Here is a 20,893-nt window from a genome sequence, read left to right on the forward strand (position 1 = left end):
ACCCAACAACAAATTGTTGATATTTCTCTCATTGAATTACTTGCATTTTTTCCCTCACAAGTTGTTTATAGAAACAATACTGATTCAGAAATGCTTCACTGATATATTGATTTTAAATGTTCCTTAGCTTCTAATGTTTCCACACCAATATCTGCATGATTCTTTAAAAGAGCTTCCACCTCTTCCTCAGATAATTCTTCAATTTTTTCCAACATAAGTTGCTCAATCATTTCTGCCTGTTTAACTGGTATCATGGCTTGCAATAAAAGGTCGCGCAGTGGTAGGTCTACAGGAAATTTTGCTCGCAATCGAGAAACGAGTTGAGTTGCAATGAGGGAATCTCCTCCTAACTCATAGAAGTTGTCGTAAATACCAACTTCTGCAATTCCAAGTACCTCTTGCCATATTTCCGTCACTTGTTTTTCTAACTCATTTGTCGGAGCAACATAGGAATTACTAAGATTAGGTCTGGAGTGGCGTGACGATGAATCTAATTGATTGGAAGATTTTGAAGCTAAAGAGTCGAAGTTAAATATATGCTTCTTTCTAGCATTGATGTCTACTGTAGAAACAATAAGCTGAGTTCCTGACTTTAAAGAGAATATCCGTTTAAATACTTCTACAGCTTCTTTTGGAGTAATGGCTAATTCCAGTGCAGATGTTTGCCCAAATGTTTTTTGTTCTTGGGTTACATTCAGTTGTAATTTATCCCAGTTTATAGTGTACCACGGCAAAGAGTAGGTTTGGTTGTGCCGATTAGTAAAGGTATCTATGAAATGATTCGCTGCTGCATATAAGCCTAAGCCAAATCCTCCTAAAATGGAAGATAAAGAAGAAAAGACGACACATAAATCTAACTTTCTCTTGTGTAAGACTTGTTCTAATACAGTAATCTTACAGCGTTGCCACTCCAAGAAATTCTCGAATTCTATTTTATCAATTTCTGGGATGGAACTAAATATATTTTCACGCTTTATCCCACTGGAATAAATAACCCCATGAATTTGACCAATATTTTCAGGTGCAAGGCTTTGGTGCATTTGTTCATAGTTAGTTGTATCTGCACGCACCACCAAAATTTCTGCACCCAACTCACTCAATGCTTGCAGTTTTTGGATTTTGCGGCTCACTTCATCTTCTTGGGTGTGAGTTTCAAGCCATTGTGAATAGTCATCTTTTTCAGGAAAAGCAGAATCTTCAATAAATATCAGTTTTGCTTGTAAAGTTTTTGCTAAATATTCTGCAAGTACAACTCCAAGACTTTCTAATCCACCAGGAAATAGATAAACACCCTGTTTTCTCAACGGTGTTTTTTCTTCAACGACTGACTCTAAGGGAAGTGGCTCAAATGTTTGTACCCAACGGTAGCGATCGCGATAAGCAAGGACCAAGTCTGAAGATACAGCGGTGAGCTCATCCAAAAGTTGGTCAATTATGATACTGTAATCCTCTCCTTCTCCTCCCTTTGTATCCTCAGCATCTTGACGATTCGTTAAATTAATATCAACACTCCGACAGGTAATATTAGGATACTCTTGAGGAATGACTTTACATAAACCTAAGACTACCGCTTTCTCTGGGTCTAGTTTTTCATTGCCATTGACTTGTTGAGTATTATTAGATATAATCCAAATCTGTAAATTTTGGTTAGTTGTCAGTTTACTAAAGCTTTGTGTTAAAAACAGTAAACTGTTGAATTCTAAATAATTTTCTCGTGGACGATTTCCAAGATGATTTACGCTCCATAAATAAGCAATGTTTTGGAGATGTTGACCCGATGACATAAGTTCTTGGAACAAGGCATCATAGTCTTCCGGTGTCCATGGATTAATTGTATAAATCCCCTCACTGAGTTGACTAAACCGCTCTCCCTGCTTAATTATAATGACATTTTTACCTTGATTTTTCAATGCATTAATTAATTTTTTACCCACTCCAAATTCATCAACAAAAACCAGCCAGGGTTCCTGTGTCAATTCTATTTGAGAAAAAGATGAATGAGGCAGCAAAGAGCGTTTCCATGAAGGAATATAGAACCAGTCAGCAATATCTTGTTTATTATCTAATGTTGCTGGCTGACTACTTGAAGGTGATGAGGATTTAGCATCAATCCAGTATCTTTGTCGCTCAAAGGGATAGGTAGGCAAAGGTAGACGATGACGCCGCTCTTTCGTATAAAATCCTGACCAATCTATTTCAACACCAGAAAGCCACAATCGACCTAATGTTTGTAACAACCAAGCAACATCTGATTGTTGTTCTTTAACATGGCGTAACGAAGTTAATACCTGTTGTTTAGCATTTTTCTCTAAATGCTGTGTCGTTAATGTACTTAAAGTTCGTCCGGGTCCCACCTCCAGAAAAACACCTTCAAACTGCCTCAAGAGTTGAGATATACCATCTGAAAATCTCACAGTTTGACGCAAATGTTGACTCCAGTAGCTGGGATTTGTCGCTTGTTCATCTGTAATCCAACTTCCCGTGACATTGGAAATAAAGCGTAGGCGCGGTGGTCTGAGCTTCACTTTTTTCACAGCCTGCACAAATGGTTCCAAGATAGGTGACATCATCTGTGAATGAAAGGCATGGGATGTATGTAGCAGACGACATTCAATCCCTTGGGAAGAGAATTGGTTTTGTAGTGCTGCGATCGCCTCGTTTGTACCAGACACTACGCAAGAACATGGGCTGTTAATGACTGCTATTTGTAGAGACGTTCCATGGAACGTCTGTGCATCCAACAGCAACTGCACATCTTTTTCTGGAAGTGGAACTGCAAGCATACTTCCTTGGGGTACTTGTTGCATCAGTTGTCCTCTTGTTGCCACAATTTCTAAGGCATCTTCTAGAGAAAATACACCTGCAATGGTTGCTGCTACATATTCCCCAATGCTATGACCAATCATTGCTTCTGGATGTACTCCCCATTCTATCAATAACTGAGCTAGGGCATACTCGATGACAAATAACGCTGGTTGTGTCAGGGCTGTTTGTTGTAATTGGGAAGACGCAGTTTCAATTTGTTGTTCCCTGGGATAAAGTAAGGAGCGGATATCAAGACCGAGGTGAGGCTGAAGAATGTCAGCACAAGTATCTACATGTTTTTTAAATGTTGGTTCGACTTCATACAGTTCCCGCCCCATGTTTGCATATTGTGAGCCTTGTCCTGAAAACATGAAGATGACTGGACAATGGCTTGGCTTGCGGTGGTAAGTCAAAACACGTTGTGGGTCAAGGGAAGTTAATACTTTCACCGCATCCTCTTGGTGTTGGCAAAGTACCATGCGCCGATGGTCAAAAGCGCAACGACCCACTTGTAGGGTATGGGCGACATCAGGTAGGGGAATATCGGGATTTTGCTGGAGGTGAGCCCGTAGTTGCGCTGTTGCAGTTTCTAGGGCTGTGCTGGTTTTGGCTGAAAGCAGCAACAATTGCCAAGGACGCGAGTGTAGAGGCGAGCCATGGCGCGTCTCTACTGGAGTCTCTTCTAAGATGACATGGGCGTTAGTCCCGCCAATGCCAAAAGAACTTACACCTGCTCTCTTAGGTGTACCGTTGCTTTCCCACTCCGATAATTTAGTATTAACGTAAAAGGGACTATTGGCGAAATCTATCTCAGGATTAGGATGTTCAAAGTGTAAGCTGGGAGGTATTTGTTTATGTTTGAGTGCAAGGACTGTTTTAATTAATCCTGTCACACCCGCTGCTGTATTCAAATGCCCAACATTGGTTTTTACTGATGCAATCGCACAAAATCCCTTTTGTGTGGTGCGGGCTGCAAACACCTTTTTCAGGGCACTAATTTCAATCGGGTCTCCTAAGGCTGTACCGGTTCCGTGAGTTTCGATGTAAGTGATGGTTTCAGGAGCAACAGAGGCGATCGCCTGAGCCTCAGCAATCACCTCAGCTTGACCACTCACACTAGGAGCCGTATAACCCACCTTAGCCGCACCATCGTTATTGATAGCCGAACCTTTAATCACTGCATGAATGCAGTCACCATCTGCTAAGGCATCCTCTAATCTCTTGAGGACGACAAGACCTACTCCATCCCCGAAAATAGTTCCTTGGGAACTGGCATCAAAGGCGCGACAATGACCATCAGGAGAAGTAATACTCCCTTCTTGATAGAAATAGCCTTGCTTTTGCAGAGATTCTATGCAAATACCACCTGCCAAAGCCATATCGCACTCGTAATTTAGCAATCCTTGACAGGCTGAGTGAACAGCTACCAATGATGTGGAGCAGGAAGTCTGAACGTTAATGCTCGGCCCCTTCAGGTTCAATTTATACGAAACTCGTGTGGCTGCAAAGTCTTGACTATTGTTATATATAATTGCAAGACCCATCGATTGGATGAGTTCAGGGTGGGAACTTAGATTGCTCAGAAAGTAGTTACTCATATTAGTTCCCACATAAACACCAGTCAAACCTTTGCCTGAACTGGGGTTATAACCAGCATTTTCCAATGCTTCCCAAGCACATTCAAGAAGAATGCGGTGTTGAGGATCTATGATTTCAGCTTCCCTTGGCGAAAAGTCAAAGAAAGAAGCGTCAAAGATTTCAATATCTGATAATCGAGCACCAGCTTTTACATAATGAGGATTACTCAGCGTGTCTGAGTCTACGCCTGAAGCCTTTAATTCTTCATCACTGAAGAAAGAAATTGACTCTTGCCCCTTGCACAAGTTCGCCCAAAATTCATCAACACTTTTGGCTCCTGGGAAACGACCAACCATACCAATGACGGCTATGCCTTTAATGGAATCGTGGATTTGTTGATTATCCATTTACCTTCCTCCTTTGCTTCATTAATTGTCGTTTTTCCTGCATAGCCGCTTCTTTTCTGCTGGCACGTTCATCAGCTTGTTGAAATATTGGTTCTTCAATCTGCTTTCCACCAATATATTCAGCCAAGGTACTTATGGTTGAATATTCAAATAGGTCAGCGATTGATAAATTTTTGTTTAATCTTTTTAGAATTTTACTGCGAATCTGAATGATTAGTAGAGAATCTCCTCCTAATTCAAAAAAATTATCATAAAGACCTACATTTTTTATTCCAAGAATTTCTTGCCAGATATTAGCAAGCTTTTGCTCAATTTCGTTTCTGGGAGTAACGTAGGGATTTTGTAAATCAGGTCTGGAGTGTAGTAATAACTTTGCTTGTTGACTTTCTGCTTCTTGTTGAAAGGATTCAAGCTTAATCCATTGGTCAATTCTAGCTTGAATTTCCCCAGTTGAGACAACTACATGATTGAATTCACTAGAATTTAAAATCCTTTGAAAAGCTTTTACTCCTTCTTCCGGCTGAATAGCTAATTCAGCCACACTTGCGCCTACAGATGTACTTTGTTTATTTTCTTTTTCAAGTTGCCAACCATCCCAGCTTACGCTTGTCCATAAGACAGGATGGCTCTGATTATGTTGATGCACAAAAGCATCCATAAATATATTGGCTGCTGAGTAGGCAACAAATCCTAATCCTCCTAACACAGACGATAAAGAAGATAGCAATAAACAAAAATCAAGCTTTTTGTTTTGCAAAACCTTTTCTAATACTAAGAGTCCATGTATTTTTGATTGAAATTGCTGCTCACAATCAGTTTTACTTATTTTTTCAATAGTTCCAAAAGACTTGCCTTCAAGAATTCCAGCAGCATGGATCACACCATTTAGGTGACCAAATTCTTCTTGAGCTTGAGCAATCACATTTTGCATTTGTTCGATGTTGCTCACATCAGCACTGACCACCAAAACTTCTGCACCCAACTGTTCAAGTTCTTGGACTTTGCAAATTTTGCGGCTAGTGCTATTAGTCTCATCATGAGTGGCGAGCCATTGTTCCCACTCGTCTTTTTTTGGCAAAGCGGAACGTCCTACCAACAGTAGTTTTGCTTGCACAGTTCGAGCCAAGTATTCTGCCAAAACAAGTCCGATACCACCGAGTCCACCTGTAATTAAATAGACTCCTCTTTCCCTGAGTCGAGGTTTTTCTGTTTTAGCTTTATCAAAACGCACTGGTTCAAAACTCTGTACCCAGCGATTCAAGCCTCGATAAGCAATTAGCTTTTCAGAATCATAAATTGTCAGTTCTGCCAGTAATTTTTCTACAAGTTTTTGTTCTTGCCAACTTCCGCTTGGGGGAAGTATAACATCAATACTACGACAATTAATATTTGAATATTCTTGGGGTATAACTTTAATTGGTCCGAGCAAAGTGGCTTTTTCTGGACAAAGCACTTCCGTTCCTGTCACTGACTGTAGATTGTTAGAAATGACTGTGATTTGAAAATCATCAGCAGTTTCCTGTCTTCCCAAAGTTTGGGCAAGAAATAGCAAACTATAAAACCCTGTAGCTTGGGTTTTCTCAACTTCTTCAAGTTCTAAGTCTTTGTCACTGATAGGTGTGACACCCCACAAATGAACAATGGTTTTTGGCAACTTTTGTTGTGTGATAAGCTCCTTAATTAAGGCATTGTAATCCTGATTATTTTCAGGATTGATAGCATATTGATAATCGTCTAGTACAGCAAACTTTTCACCAACTTTTACGGTAGTCACATCCTGGTTTTGTTTTTCTAGTCGTCTTACCAAATTGACACCTAAACCATAATCATCAACAAACACCAGAATGCTGGATTTTTGAGAGACTAATTCTTGATGTTCGAGTTGTACTGGAGGTAAAGAAGGCTTCCAAAAAGGAATATAAAACCAGTCAGCTATATCAGTTTTTTTAACCAATGATGCTGGAGTGCGATTGGCTTTGCCACTGCCCCTTGGGCAATCGCCATTTTGTCCTTGTCCTGGCTTTTGAGGTTCAATCCAGTATCTTTGTCGCTCAAAGGGATAGCTAGGCAAAGGTAGACGATGACGCTGCTCGTGGGTATAAAATCCTGACCAATCTATTTCTACACCAGAAAGCCACAATCGACCTAATGTTTGCAACAACCAAGCAACATCTGATTGCTGTTCTTTAACATGGCGTAACGAAGTCAACACTTGCTGTTTAGCATTTTTCTCTAAATGTTGTGTGGTTAATGTGCTTAAAGTTCGTCCGGGTCCCACCTCCAGAAAAACACCTTCAAACTGCCTCAAGAGTTGAGATATACCATCTGAAAATCTCACAGTTTGACGCAAATGTTGACTCCAGTAGCTGGGGTTTGTCGCTTGTTCATCTGTAATCCAACTTCCCGTGACATTGGAAATAAAGCGAATGCGCGGTGGATTCAATTTAACTTTTTTTACAACCTGCACAAATCGTTCCAAAATAGGTTCCATCATCACAGAATGAAAGGCATGGGATGTGTGTAACAGACGACATTCAATTCCTTGTGAAGATAATTGGTTTTGTAGTGCTGCGATCACCTCGTTTGTACCAGACACGACGCAAGAAGATGGGCTGTTAATTGCTCCTATTTCTAGATAATTTTTGTATAACGTCTGTGCATCCAACAGCAACTGCACATCTTTTTCTGGAAGTGGAACTGCAAGCATACTCCCTGGGGGTAATTGTTGCATCAGTTGTCCTCTTGTTGCCACAATCAATAGGGCATCTTCCAGGGAGAACACACCTGCAATGGTTGCTGCTACATATTCCCCAATGCTATGACCAATCATTGCTTCTGGACATACTCCCCATTCTATGAGTAACTGAGCTAGGGCGTACTCAATGACAAATAATGCTGGCTGGGTGAGGGCTGTTTGTTGTAGTTTTTGGGTAGCAGCTTCGGTGTGTTGAGAGTCTGGATAAAGTAAGGAGCGGATATCAAGACCGAGGTGAGGTTGTAAAATCTCGGCACAAGTATCTACGTGTTTTTTAAATGTTGGTTCGACTTCATACAGTTCCCGCCCCATGTTTACATACTGCGCCCCTTGTCCTGAAAACATGAAGATGACTGGACAATGGCTTGGCTTGTGGTAGTAAGTCAAAACACGTTGCGAGTCTAGGGAAGTCAGTGCTTTGACTGCATCCTCTTGGTCTTGACAAACTACCATGCGACGGTGGTCAAAAGCGCAACGACCCACTTGTAGCGTATGGGCGACATCAGGTAGGGGAATATCGGGATGTTGCTGCAGGTGAGTGTGCAGTTGCGCTGTTGCAGTTTCTAGGGCTGTGCTGGTTTTGGCTGACAGTAGAAGCAATTGCCAGGGGCGGGAAGTGCCAGAAGGTTCAATAACAGGAGCCTCTTCCAAGATAACATGGGCGTTAGTCCCGCCAATCCCCAAAGAACTGACACCTGCTCTCTTAGGCATCCCGTTACTTTTCCATTCTGATATTGTGGTATTTACATAAAAAGGACTATTGGCGAAATCTATTTGTGGATTTGGCTCCTGAAAGTGCAAACTAGGAGGAATTTGTTTATGTTTTAATGCAAGGACTGTTTTAATTAATCCTGTCACACCCGCTGCTGTATTCAAATGCCCAACATTGGTTTTTACTGAACCAATAGCGCAAAAGTTTTTTTTATTTGTGCTAGCGCGAAAAGCTTGTGTGAGAGCCTTGATTTCTATTGGGTCTCCTAATTCGGTTCCTGTACCATGTGCTTCTATATATGTGATAGTCTCAGGTTCTACTCCAGCTAAAGCGATCGCTTCTAAAATCACCTCTCTTTGACCATCAACACTGGGAGCTGTGTATCCAATCTTTAAAGAACCATCGTTATTAACAGCAGAACCTTTGATGACTGCATGAATAGTGTCCCCATCAGCAATGGCATCCTCTAATCTTTTCAAGACGACTACACCTAAACCATTACCACCAATAGTTCCTTTTGCTTGAGCGTCAAAAGCTCGACAATGACCATCAGGAGAAAGAATTCCTCCTTGTTGATACTGGTAACCAGTTTTTTGTGGCACTGCAACAGAAACACCGCCTGCTAAAGCAATATCGCTTTCACCATTCATTAAACTTTGGCAGGCTAAATGGACACTCACTAATGATGTGGAGCAGGCAGTCTGTACATTAATACTTGGTCCTCTCAAGTTTAATTTGTAAGAAACTTGCGTGGGTAAGAAATCCTTGTCGTTCCCAATAAAAATTTGGTATTTGTCTACTGAGTCCAGAAAATCCTGATTGGTATATAAGTTTGAAAGCAGATAAGTACTTGCAGCAACACCCGCAAAAATACCAATTTGACCGCTATAAGTTTCAGAATTGTAGCCAGCATTTTCTAGTGCTTCCCAAACACATTCCATAAAAAGACGGTGTTGTGGGTCTATAATTTCCGCTTCTCTGGGAGAAAAGCTAAAAAATGAAGCGTCAAATAACTCTATATCTTCTAATACACCGCTTGCTTTCACATAACTGGGATCATTCAGCAATGCTGGATTTACCCCAGCAGATACTAATTCCTCATCTGTGAGAAAAGAAATTGACTCTACGCCATCCCGCAGATTTTGCCAAAAAATATCAACTTTATTCGCTCCAGGAAAACGACCTGCCATACCAATAATAGCAATTTCGTCTTGTTCATTTAAGCTATTAATCAAATTATTTGCTATGTCCATAAGGCAAAACTTTATTATCAGCTTTCTAGAATATAGGATTCCTATTTGATTTTTTAAAGATACTTAGAAAGACACGTAGGGTGGGCAATGCTCACAAAAACTCAGATATAACCCAGATATAATGGACATTGCCCACCCTACAGATACTACAATAATGCTTAATTGAACCGTATTGTGATAAGAATTAGACGGACTTGATATAACAAGGGGGGAAACAAGATTTATGCTCCCTCTCCTTAGTAAGGTTGGCGTGAGGTTTTACGGGGCTTTTTACGAAAGTGAAATGCTCTCCATGCTCTCCATTGAAATTTCCGAAGCAATTTGAATTTGATCATTTAAAACTGCATCAATATCTTCTTCAGTCGTTAATGGATTAGCAATCACTGCACGCATGGCAATTATAGGAATTTCTTTATCCAGATTGATAATTGTTTTTGTCGTTCGTGAGATAAAAGTGCGACCAATTTGGCGCTGTATCTTCTGTAATTTTTCATTAAAATTATTAATGATTTCATTATCTATTTCTGTCAACTGCTTTTTAGCAACAAGCCCTCTAAACTCCACTGGAATATAGCGATAAATTAGCAAATTAGTATCAGGTTCTGCTAGCAATTCAAATTCAGGCATCGCCGAAATACGAGCAGCCATGTATTGGGTTTTCCGGATTCCTTCATCAATCAAAAACTCATATCCCTTAAGCCCAATGAGCTTTAGACCAGCATGTAAAAATAAAGCCATGCCTGGACGAGAACCTTCTAAAGCACGTTTGCCTAAATCAAATGACCCCTTACGCATGGTATAGCTTGCGTGTTTTTCAATTGAAGAAGCCATATGCGGGTCGCGGAAGAAGACCATACCAATGCCCATTGGTAGATATAATTGTTTATGTCCATCAATGGTCACTGAATCAGCTCGTTCGATGCCAGCAAGCTTGTGCCGATGTTTTTCGGAAAACATAACTGGACCACCCCAAGCGGCATCTACATGAAAATATATATTATTCTCTTGGGCAATATCCGCAATATTTTCTAGCGAATCAACACTACCAGAATCTGTGGTTCCAGCAATGCCAACAATGGCTATAATATGTAGGTTTTGCTTACGGCATTGGGCAACAACTTGGCGTAGCGTCTGTATGTTAACTCGATTGTTCAAGTCAACGGGAACTCTAATCAAATTCTGGGTGCTAATGCCCATCAAATCCGCAGCTTTATCAAAAGAAAAGTGCATCAATTCAGAGCCTATCACAACTGCTCCTTTGTAGCCGTAGAAATTTAGGGCTGCGGTTAAACCTTCTTTTTCTATGCCTAAAAACTCATTTTTTGGTCCTAATGATGTATTTCGGGCACACCAAAGTGCTGTGATATTTGCTGTTGTACCACCAGAAACTAAAATTCCTAGTGTACTCTGATTGTTTTGAATATGTTGAGTGTAGAAATTATCAGGAAAATCATAAATTTGTCGATGTAACATTGCTAAAGCCTCACGTTCGCAGAAGCTCAAGGCTTTAGCAGTCTCTATTTTAACAGCGTTTTGATTCATTGCTGTCATCAGTTTAGCTAGAGGGCGCACAAACGAAGGAAGCGCCGAGGTCATGTGACCAATAAATCGTGGCGAAGATGTATGTATTGAATGAGCAACAACATGATCACCTAAGTATTTTAAATAACTTTCAAAATCAGTAGGTTGAACAGGTATTTGACTATCAGAAAATTTGTCTAACAAAGAATCTAAATCAATGTTGGTATTGGCATCAAACGTGCTTAAAAATGATTGAGAAAAATCATTAATAATTTCATCGATTTCTTTCTCAAGAGATGTTGGTTGACTCGATGTAGCAAACAGTTGCATCACTTGTTGTTCAATATTGTAATGTAATGTTTGCTCAGTTTCAAGAAAGTAATTTTTGTTTGGCATTTCTTGTTTACTTAATGTCATCTCGTATCCTTGAATCACTTTGCTTTCTACAATCGCCTTAGGTCGATGAAACACCTTTTTGTGCTGATCGGTATTCTTTTCTTACTTGTTTTCGGCGCTGTACTGAAGCTGTTCTGCTTTCTGGGCGATCTGAGTGTTGTGTAATAAATTGTTGCTCGCTTGACTCCTGATTAAGATATCTAGCTAAGTGGCTGATAGTAGGATACTGAAACATTTCAATCATAGAGAAGTCTCGCTGAAATGTTTTTTGCAATTTACTATGAACTTGAACTAAGAGTAATGAATGACCACCGAGTTCAAAGAAGTTATCATGGATTCCTACATTTTCAACTTGGAGTATTTCTTGCCAAATATCAGCAATAGTTTTTTCCACCTCAGTTTGAGGTGGCTGATAAAGCGCCTCTAATTCCGGTCGTGCAGTATCAGGTGCAGGCAGCGCTTTGCGATCAACCTTACCATTAGATGTCAGTGGTAGTGCTTCCAGTGTGACAAAAGTTGCTGGTATCATGTAGTTTGGTAACTTCAACTCCAGGAAGTTCCGTAGTTCAGGAATGACCAGTGTTTGCTCAGATGGGACTACATAAGCGACTATTCGTTGAGAATCTACTGAATCTGAGAGTACTACAACTACAGTTTCTCGTACTGCTGGGTGCTGGCTGATAATTGCTTCAATTTCTCCCAGTTCAATACGGAAACCACGGACTTTTACTTGATAGTCAATGCGACCAATGTACTCTATCTCCCCATTCGGCAGATAGCGTGCTAGGTCTCCTGTTTTGTAGAAACGCACACCTTCTTTGCTAAAGGGGTTGGGAATAAATTTCTCTGCTGTCAAGTCGGGACGGTTTAAGTAACCTCTACCGACTCCCACACCACCAATATAAACTTCACCCGTCACACCTACAGGAACAGGGTTTAGATATTTATCAAGCAGATAAATTTGGATATTTGCAATTGGGCGACCAATAGGTACTGTCTTTTGATTGATAACACTATCTTTACACTGCCAAAAAGTGACATCTACAGCAGCTTCTGTTGGACCATAGAGATTGTGCAGTTGGGCATTAAGTCGATTCAAGAAGCGTTGTTGAAGTTGAGATGGCAATGCCTCACCACTTGCCATCACCCGCACCAGAGACTGACATTTTTCTAACCCTTCTGCTTCCAGAAACGCTTGCAGCATCGATGGTACAAAATGTAAGGTTGTAATTTGCTCCTGTAAAATTAAGTTGACTAGATAGTTAGGATCTTGATGTCTTTCTGGTTGAGCGACAACTAAACGCGCACCAGTCATCAACGTCCAGAAAAATTCCCAGACTGACACGTCGAAACTGAAAGGAGTTTTCTGCAAAACACTATCTGTTGCTGTTAATTGGTAAGCGTCTTGCATCCACAATAAGCGATTGCAGATTCCCCGATGGGTGTTCATTGCACCTTTTGGTTTCCCTGTAGAGCCGGAGGTGTAGATGACGTAAGCAAGGTTATCGACTGTGATGTTGCACGCAGGATTTTCTGTGTTTTCATCGGCGATTAGTTGCCAGTTGCTATCGATGCAAATGACTTTAGCTTTGTTAGATGGTAGACTTTCTACTAAATGCTGTTGTGTTAACAATACGCCTGGTTGAAAGTCTTCTAACATATAAGCCAAGCGTTCTTTGGGATAGCTAGGGTCTAGTGGTACATATGCACCACCTACTTTGAGGATAGCTAATAGTCCAATTATCATAGAGAGCGATCGCTCTACACAAATCCCCACCAATACCTCTGGTTTTACTCCCAGCTTTCGTAGGTAGTGTGCTAGTTGATTTGCTCTGGCGTTCAGTTCACAGTAAGTTAATTGCTCATCTTCAAATACTACAGCTACAGCATCGGGTGTACTCTCAACCTGAGCTTCAAATAACTGATGAATGCACTGTTGGGGATACTCTACCTGAGTTTGATTCCACTCTACCAACAATTGATGCCGCTCAGACTCTGTCAACAACGGTAACTCCAACAAACGATACTGTGGATTGCTAACAATGCCTTCCAGCAACGTCTCTAAATGACCTAATATTCGACTAATAGTAGCCCTGTCAAAGCGTCGGGTATCATAGGAAATAGACAAATTCAATAAATCTGATTTAGGTGCTACCTTCACAGTAAGAGGGTAGTTTGTCCAGTCAAATAATAACCGAGATTCGCGCAATAACTGAGATTCGACGGCTCCTATGCTTTGAGCAAGCTCTGCTTGATTGTAATCTACCAATTCATTATCAAAAACTACAATGCTATCGAATAGTGGCAGACCACGGGGTATCTCACTCCATTGTTGGATCACAAGCAGCGGACTGTATTCATACTGACGCATTTCAACTTCTTGGGCTTGAAGCTTTTTTAGCCAAGGCAGAAGGAAAGCATGATTTTCCACTTGTACTCGTAGCGGCAATGTGTTGATAAAGAGTCCGACCATAGACTCTGCCTCCAGCAGTTCAGCAGGTCGACCTGAAGATGTGGCTCCAAAAACTACATCTGACTCTCCACTGTAATAGCTGAGCAGCAAAGCCCAAGCTCCTTTAAGTAGGATGTTTAAGGTCAGTTGATGCTTGCGTGCAAAAGATTTTAGGGCGGCTGTCAGAGATGCTGACACCTGAATCTGTTGTCTATCATATTCTTTTTCTTGACTAAAGAAGCTAGCTGAATCCTTACCCACCACAATTGGTGTCGGTACAGTGAATCCTTTAAGCTTCTGTCGCCAGTAAGCTTCTGCCTTATGCAAGTCTTGTTGTTGTAGCCAAGCAATATATTCTCTGTAGGGACGCGGACGTTCTAAATACAAATCTTTACCTTGACAAAAGGCTTGATAAAATTCATAAAATTCCTTCCACAGCCAGCTGATAGACCACGTTTCCATCAGGATGTGGTGAAAACTGAAGACAAATTCATAAGTGTCATCCGCTACCTGAATCAATGTTAGGCGGATGAGAGGAGCTTGGGAAAGTTCAAAGCCGCGATCGCCATCTGCTTTTAAAAAAGCTTTTAGGTGCTTTTGTTGCTCTTGCAAGGATAATTTTCGCCAGTCTTGGAATACACACGGCAACTCTACTTGGTTATACACTACTTGATAGGGCTTATCAAGATCCTCCCAGTAGAAGGAGGTACGCAAAATTGGATGGCGATCTAAAACTCGCTGCCAAGCTTTCTGGAAGGCTGAGACATCAAGCTGAGTTTGCAAGGTGAAGCAAACCTGCTCGAAATACACCACCGAATTGGGTGCAGCAAGTTTGTGGAAAAGCATACCCTGCTGCATCGGTGAAAGTTCGTAGATATCTTCAATATTATTTTGTTTCATGAGAAATTCTTCCTGCCTGATTGACCAACCTGAGCCAGCAACTTAGTCAAATTTTCTTGATTTATGTTGGCTGCCACAAAGTCTGAAGGTGTGTAGTTTCCTGCTTCGGTGGACTGACAATGGGCGATGAGAGATAAGAGTGCTTTTACAAAATTGTTAGATAATTTTTCTATTGTGTTACGTTGATGGATATTCTTGCTATAGTGCCAATCCAGTCGCAATTGACCTTCAGTAACCGACGCAGTTATTTGTAACAGATAAGGCCGAATTGCTTGGGGACTAGCTGTCGGTCCAGGTGATTCTTCCGTCCATTTGAACAAAGAATCCTGAGGCAAGCTTTTACCAAGCTGACCAAGGTAGAGAAACATTACCTCTGCTTGGGGAAGTGACCGAATTTTCTCACTCACTACCGTATCCTGACTGAGGTAGCGTAATACTCCATAGTCAATGCCTTTATTAGAAATGCAACGAAGTTGTTCTTTGACGACTTTCAATGCATCGCCAGGATTGTCAGCTTTTTCCAAATCTAAAAGTACAGGATAGGTAGTCGTGATCCAACCTATTGTCCTTGATATATCTACATCATTTATACCACTTGTACTTACCTCTCGCCCATTTTCGTCGAGATCAACCAGTAACAAGTTCACGCTTGTCCATTGTGTAAAAGCCTGTACAAGGGCAGTCAACAGAACCTCTTGTGTATTAGTTCGATAGACTCCTGGAACCTCCCGAAGCAGCGCTTGAGTCTCTTTTTCGCTGAGCGCTACTGATACAATTTGATCTGATGCTACAGTGTTTATACCCTCAGGATTATCCATCGGTAGACGAGAAACCTGCTTGTGACGTTCGCTCAGCCAGTATTTTTGCTCTTTGTGCAACTTTTCTGAGCGAGCGTATTCCTGTAACCGGAAAGACCACTGCTTAAAGGAGGTTGTCTTTTGTAGAAGCTGAATTGCCTTACCCTGACTGAGCTGCTGATAAGCAGTCTGGAGATCTTCTAATAAGACTCGCCAAGAGCCGGGATCTACTCCTAAGTGGTGGATGACGATTAGCAAGCGGTTTGACTTGTTGGCACCCAGTTCAAAAAGGGCAAAGCGCACAATCGGTCCTTCTGAGAGGTTCAAACTGGCTTGTATTTTGGCGGCCGTTACCTCCATAGCAGTTATTTGAGCCTCGGATGACAATGCCGACAAATCTATGTGTATAAACGGCACCACTTCTTGGGGACTAGTGTTGACCTGCTGCCAGCCAGACTCAGAGAGTGTGAACCGAAGACGAAGTGCATCGTGGTGTATTAATAATTGCTGCAACGCTTGCTCTAACAAACCTAGATCTAGAAATTGCAGTACCTCTAATAAGACTGCCTGGTTCCAGTAATGCGGTTCTGGTTGATTCAATTCAAAGAACTGGTGCTGGGCAGGCGTAAGAGGTACCGGACCAGTGACTAAGCCTTGTTCAGCCTGGACAACTTGGGTTGTGCTTACCACCTTTGCCAGTTCGGCAATTGTCTGGTGCTCAAACAATTGCTGAGGAGTCAACCGAAAACCTGCTTTAGCAGCTCTAGCACTCACTTGGATGCCCAGAACCGAATCCCCACCCAACTCGAAAAAGCTATCGTGAATGCCTACTTGCTTAATACCAAGGAGCTCTTGCCAGATATTGGCAATGGTTTGCTCTACCTCATTTCTAGGAGCAACATAGGCATTATCTAAATTGGGTCTGGAGTAAAAAGAAGAGGAACTAGCTTTTTCTTGAAGTTGAGAGCTTTTACTAAATTCAAGCTTAACCCATCTTTTAATGCTGGCTTGCAAATCTACAGTTGATGTAACTACTTGAGTCATACCTGTAGATAAGGCGCGTTTAAAAGCTTCCAGACCTTCCTGTCGTGTCATCATTGAGTCCGCACCTTTGGGCACGGTCACCAATTCCGAAGATTCCTGAGTTATCCAATCGCCATAATTGATACTTAACCAGCGAACAAGGCTTGTTTGGTTATGTTTGTGTACAAAAGCATCAGTGAATATGTGCGCTGCTGGATAGGCAGCCATGCCCAGTACCCCCAAAACAGATGCTAATGAGGATATTATTACGCAGAAATCAAGCTCTTTTCCTTGTAAGATATTTTCTAATACAAATAATCCATAGCCTGTTGGGCTTAATTGACTTTCACACTCAGTTTTACTTATCTGTTGAACACTGCAAAACAGCTTTATCCCTGCTGCATGGATGACACCATGAACCTGACCAAAGCGCTCTGAAGCTTGAGTCATTACTGTTTGCATTTGTTCGAGATTAGCAACATCGGCGCGGCAAATTAGCACCTCAGCACCTAATGCTTCTAATGCTTGCACTTTCTTGATTTTGCGACTGATATCATCGTTCTCATCATGAGTCGCTAGCCATTGAGACCACTCTTGTTTTGCAGGCAGACCAGAACGCCCTGTGAGAATTAGCTTAGCACGCGCTGTTTGGGCTAGATATTCTGCCAGTACCAAGCCAACATCTCCCAGACCACCAGTAATTAAGTATACTCCTCCGTCCCTGATGGGAATTTTTTCCTCATCTGGCTCCTCAAGTTGTATTGGTTCAAAAGTTTGCACCCATCGGTGTTTGCCACGGTAGGCTACCATCTTTTCAGATGCCGTTTGAGTGAGTTCTGCTAAAAGTTGGTCTATGAGTTGATTTTCTTGGGGTGTCCCTGATTCCGGAATGACAACATCAATGTTACGACAGGTGATGTTGGGATACTCCTGGGGGATCACCTTAGAAATTCCCATAACAGGTGCTTTTTCCGGGCACAACTTTTCATCACCGTTTACCTCCTGCACATTGTTGGTCACTACCAAAATTTGGAGATTATCGGTAACTTCTTGTTTTCCCAATCCCTGTGCCAGGAAAAGCAGACTATAAAAACCTAAATTCTGACATTCTTTAAACAACTGATGAGGAGATTCTCCCTGTTGGTTTGGGATAAGACTCCAAAAATGGGCGATCGCATTTGGGTTGAAATCCAATGAGTCAAGTTCTTTGAGCAAGGTATCATAGTCACTGCTTGCTTGTGGATTAATTGCGTAACAACGCTCACCTAGCTGGGTAAACTGCTCTCCAAGCGTCACAGTGATGACATCATGCCCCTGTAATTCCAGCTGTTTAGCAACTTGTGAACCAACTCCAACAGTATCAATAAAGACTAACCAACACAACTTTTGTTCTGATTTTGATGTTACGTGTGAAGAGCGTTTCCAGGAGGGGATATAAAACCAGTCCGCAATATTTGATTTTTTATGTAATGTTTGTTGTGAGGGCGTAGCCAAAGCAGCTTCAGGGTTTGCCTCAATCCAGTAACGTTGGCGCTCAAAAGGATACGTCGGTAGAGGGATGCGATGAAGTCGCTCATTCGCATAAAAACTCAACCAGTCTACTTTTACCCCTGCCAGCCAAAGGCGACCCAATGTGTTCAGTAAAAATGCGACATCTGACTGCTGCTCATAGGAATGCCGCAGGGAGGAGAGCATCACTGTTTTGGTATCGTCACTTTCTATACATTGCTGTGCAAAACTACTCAATGCTTGACCAGGACCAACTTCTAGTAAGATGGGATTGTCTTTTTTCCATAATTGTTGCACTCCGGAAGCAAAGCGTACTGTTTGGCACAGGTGCTTCACCCAATAACTGGGATCTGTTGCTTGCTCTGCTGTAATCCAAGTTCCCGTGACGTTGGACAAATACGGAATTTTCGGTGGTTTGAGGCTGAATGTTTTGACTAAATCGTCTAAGGTAGGAGCGATCGCCTCCATCATGACAGAATGAAAAGCATGAGAACTCTGTAAACGCTTCCCAACTATACCCTTTTGACTCAATTGTCGTTCCAATGCCTCGACAGCATCTGTGAAACCTGCAATCACACATAAGGATGAGCCGTTGATTGCAGACATGGAAATTTTTTCATTGAGGAGGGGCTGTATTTCCTCCTCGGAAAGCCCAACCGCCAGCATTGCCCCTTCTGGCAGTTCTTGAATCATTTGCGCTCTTTTAGCTACCAAAGTTAAAGCGTCTTCCAGAGACAAGACCTCCGCTAAAGTCGCCGCTACATATTCACCAATGCTGTAGCCAATCATTGCCGTAGGACGAATTCCCCACGACATCCACAATTGAGCTAAAGCGTATTCAATGACGAACAAAGCTGGTTGGGTAAAAACAGTTTGATTCAGTAGAGACGTTGCATGCAACGTCTCTACATCTGCTGGTTCCGTTTCCCGACCTAACATTTTTCGCAAGTCGAACCCAGCAGAGGAAGTATTTTGTTGTTGCTGATTTACACCCTTAGTATTTCTCTTGGGATACAAAACATCTCGTAAATCAAGACTAAGGTGGGGTTTAAGGAGTTCACAGCATTGGTCAACACAGGCGCGAAATGTTGGCTCAGTTTGGTAAAGCTCAAAAGCCATGTTGACGTAATGAGTTCCTAGTCCAGAAAACATGAAGGCAACAGGGCGTTCCTGAGCTTTCTGAGTACTGGTGAGAACTCGCTTTGGCTCAACAAGTGCGTTGACAGCATCTTGAATATTTCGACAGACAATTGCACACCGATGCTCGAAAACTCTTCGCCCAAAGAGCAATGTGTAAGCTGCATCGGCGAGGTCTAAATCGGGATGTTCTCGGAAATAATTAGCTAAATTCGTTGTCGCCTTTTCTAGCGCCGATTCCGTTTTGGTAGAAAGAACTAAAAGATGATATTTTCTCCCCTGCTCCCCCGCTCTCCTGCTCCCCTGCTCCTCCGCCGGGGCTTCTTCAAGAATTACATGGGCATTGGTTCCCCCAAGTCCAAAGGAACTGACTCCTGCACGTCGGGGAGTGCCATTTGTTTCCCATTGAGAAAGTTTGGTATTGACGTAGAAAGGACTATTGGCAAAGTCAATTTCAGGATTTGGCTGCTCAAAGTGTAAGCTTGGAGGTATTTGTTTGTGTTTTAGTGCAAGGACGGTTTTGATTAATCCCGTCACACCAGCCGCAGTGTCCAAATGCCCAATGTTGGTTTTGACGGAACCAATGGCGCAGAATCCTTTCTTTTGAGTACTTGCTTGAAAAGCTTGTGTTAAGGCGGCAATTTCAATCGGATCTCCTAAGGCTGTTCCTGTACCATGAGCTTCTATGTAAGTAATTGTCTCAGGTTCTACTTCGGCTATTGCTTGAGCCGTTCTAATGACTTTTGCTTGGGTATCGATACGGGGTGCTGTGTAGCTAACTTTGAAGGAACCATCGTTATTGATAGCCGAACCTTTGATGACAGCATGAATTGTATCGCGATCGCTCAAAGCATCTTCTAATCGCTTCAACACCACAATGCCTACACCTTCACCACCCACAGATCCCTTTGCCCTAGCATCAAAGGCGCGACAATGTCCGTCAGGAGAGGCTATTCCCCCTTCTGTGTACATATATCCAGTTTTTCTTGTCGCATTGATGGCAACTCCACCAGCTAAAGCCATATCACATTCACCATTCAGCAAACTTTGGCAAGCTAAGTGAACAGCTACTAATGAAGTTGAGCAGGCAGTTTGGACGGCATAACTGGGACCTTCTAAATTAAGTTTGTAAGAAACGCGCGTGGTTAGGAAATCTTTATTTGCTGCTAGTGTGAGTTGCTGAGAATCAATAGAGTTTCTGATATTTTGATTTAGATAAATATTAAGTAAGTAGCTGCTCAGACTAGAGCCACCATAAACACCAATAGCACCTTTATAAGTTTGTGAATCGTATCCAGCATTTTCCAGAGCTTCGCAAGCACACTCTAGGAAAATTCGGTGTTGTGGATCAGTGATTTCTGCTTCTCTGGGATTAAAGCCAAAAAATGAAGCATCAAATAATTCTGCGTCTTCTAATATAGCATTTGCTTTTACATAGTTCGGATCTTTTAATAGAGATGAACTTATTCCTGACGACAACAGTTCTTCATCACTGAAAAAAGAAATTGATTCTATTCCATTTTGGAGATTTTCCCAAAATTCCTCAATGTTTTTAGCTCCTGGAAAACGCCCAGCTAAGCCGATAATTGCTATTTCTGAACCATTTGTAGAAGTAGATGCTGCTGGAATACTCATAATTTTACTTAAT

Annotated in this window: 5 protein-coding genes; all 5 read right to left on the bottom strand. The window is 41.8% G+C overall.

Translation table 11 applies throughout. The features are described 5' to 3' along the window. Positions 1 to 95 precede the first annotated feature (95 nt). Positions 96 to 4,790 carry a beta-ketoacyl synthase N-terminal-like domain-containing protein gene (locus tag ACM0OZ_RS09990; RefSeq protein WP_414582646.1) on the bottom strand — a complete coding sequence of 1,565 codons (4,695 nt, stop codon included), beginning with the start codon at positions 4,788 to 4,790 and terminating at the stop codon, positions 96 to 98. Continuing rightward, entirely contained in the window at positions 4,783 to 9,510 is a 4,728-nt protein-coding gene (locus ACM0OZ_RS09995) for an SDR family NAD(P)-dependent oxidoreductase (protein WP_414582647.1), read from the bottom strand. Before ACM0OZ_RS09995 ends, ACM0OZ_RS09990 begins: the two co-directional genes overlap by 8 nt. 270 nt (positions 9,511 to 9,780) lie before the next feature. Further along, entirely contained in the window at positions 9,781 to 11,502 is a 1,722-nt protein-coding gene (panP, locus tag ACM0OZ_RS10000; RefSeq protein ID WP_414582648.1) for a pyridoxal-dependent aspartate 1-decarboxylase PanP, read from the bottom strand. Next, positions 11,486 to 14,779, bottom strand: a complete 3,294-nt coding sequence (locus ACM0OZ_RS10005; protein WP_414582649.1) for an amino acid adenylation domain-containing protein — start codon at positions 14,777 to 14,779, stop codon at positions 11,486 to 11,488. Before ACM0OZ_RS10005 ends, panP begins: the two co-directional genes overlap by 17 nt. Further along, positions 14,776 to 20,880, bottom strand: a complete 6,105-nt coding sequence (locus ACM0OZ_RS10010; RefSeq protein WP_414582650.1) for an SDR family NAD(P)-dependent oxidoreductase — start codon at positions 20,878 to 20,880, stop codon at positions 14,776 to 14,778. Before ACM0OZ_RS10010 ends, ACM0OZ_RS10005 begins: the two co-directional genes overlap by 4 nt. Positions 20,881 to 20,893 lie beyond the last annotated feature (13 nt).

It is taken from the genome of Scytonema sp. PCC 10023, from assembly GCF_963920835.1.
Lineage (GTDB): Bacteria > Cyanobacteriota > Cyanobacteriia > Cyanobacteriales > Nostocaceae > Kalymmatonema.

Excerpts from the sequence above, each read along its gene's own strand:
- ACM0OZ_RS09995 (WP_414582647.1), bottom strand. The coding sequence starts at position 9,510 with ATGGACATAGCAAATAATTTGATTAATAGCTTAAATGAACAAGACGAA.
- ACM0OZ_RS09990 (WP_414582646.1), bottom strand. The coding sequence starts at position 4,790 with ATGGATAATCAACAAATCCACGATTCCATTAAAGGCATAGCCGTCATT.
- ACM0OZ_RS10010 (WP_414582650.1), bottom strand. The coding sequence starts at position 20,880 with ATGAGTATTCCAGCAGCATCTACTTCTACAAATGGTTCAGAAATAGCA.
- ACM0OZ_RS10005 (WP_414582649.1), bottom strand. The coding sequence starts at position 14,779 with ATGAAACAAAATAATATTGAAGATATCTACGAACTTTCACCGATGCAG.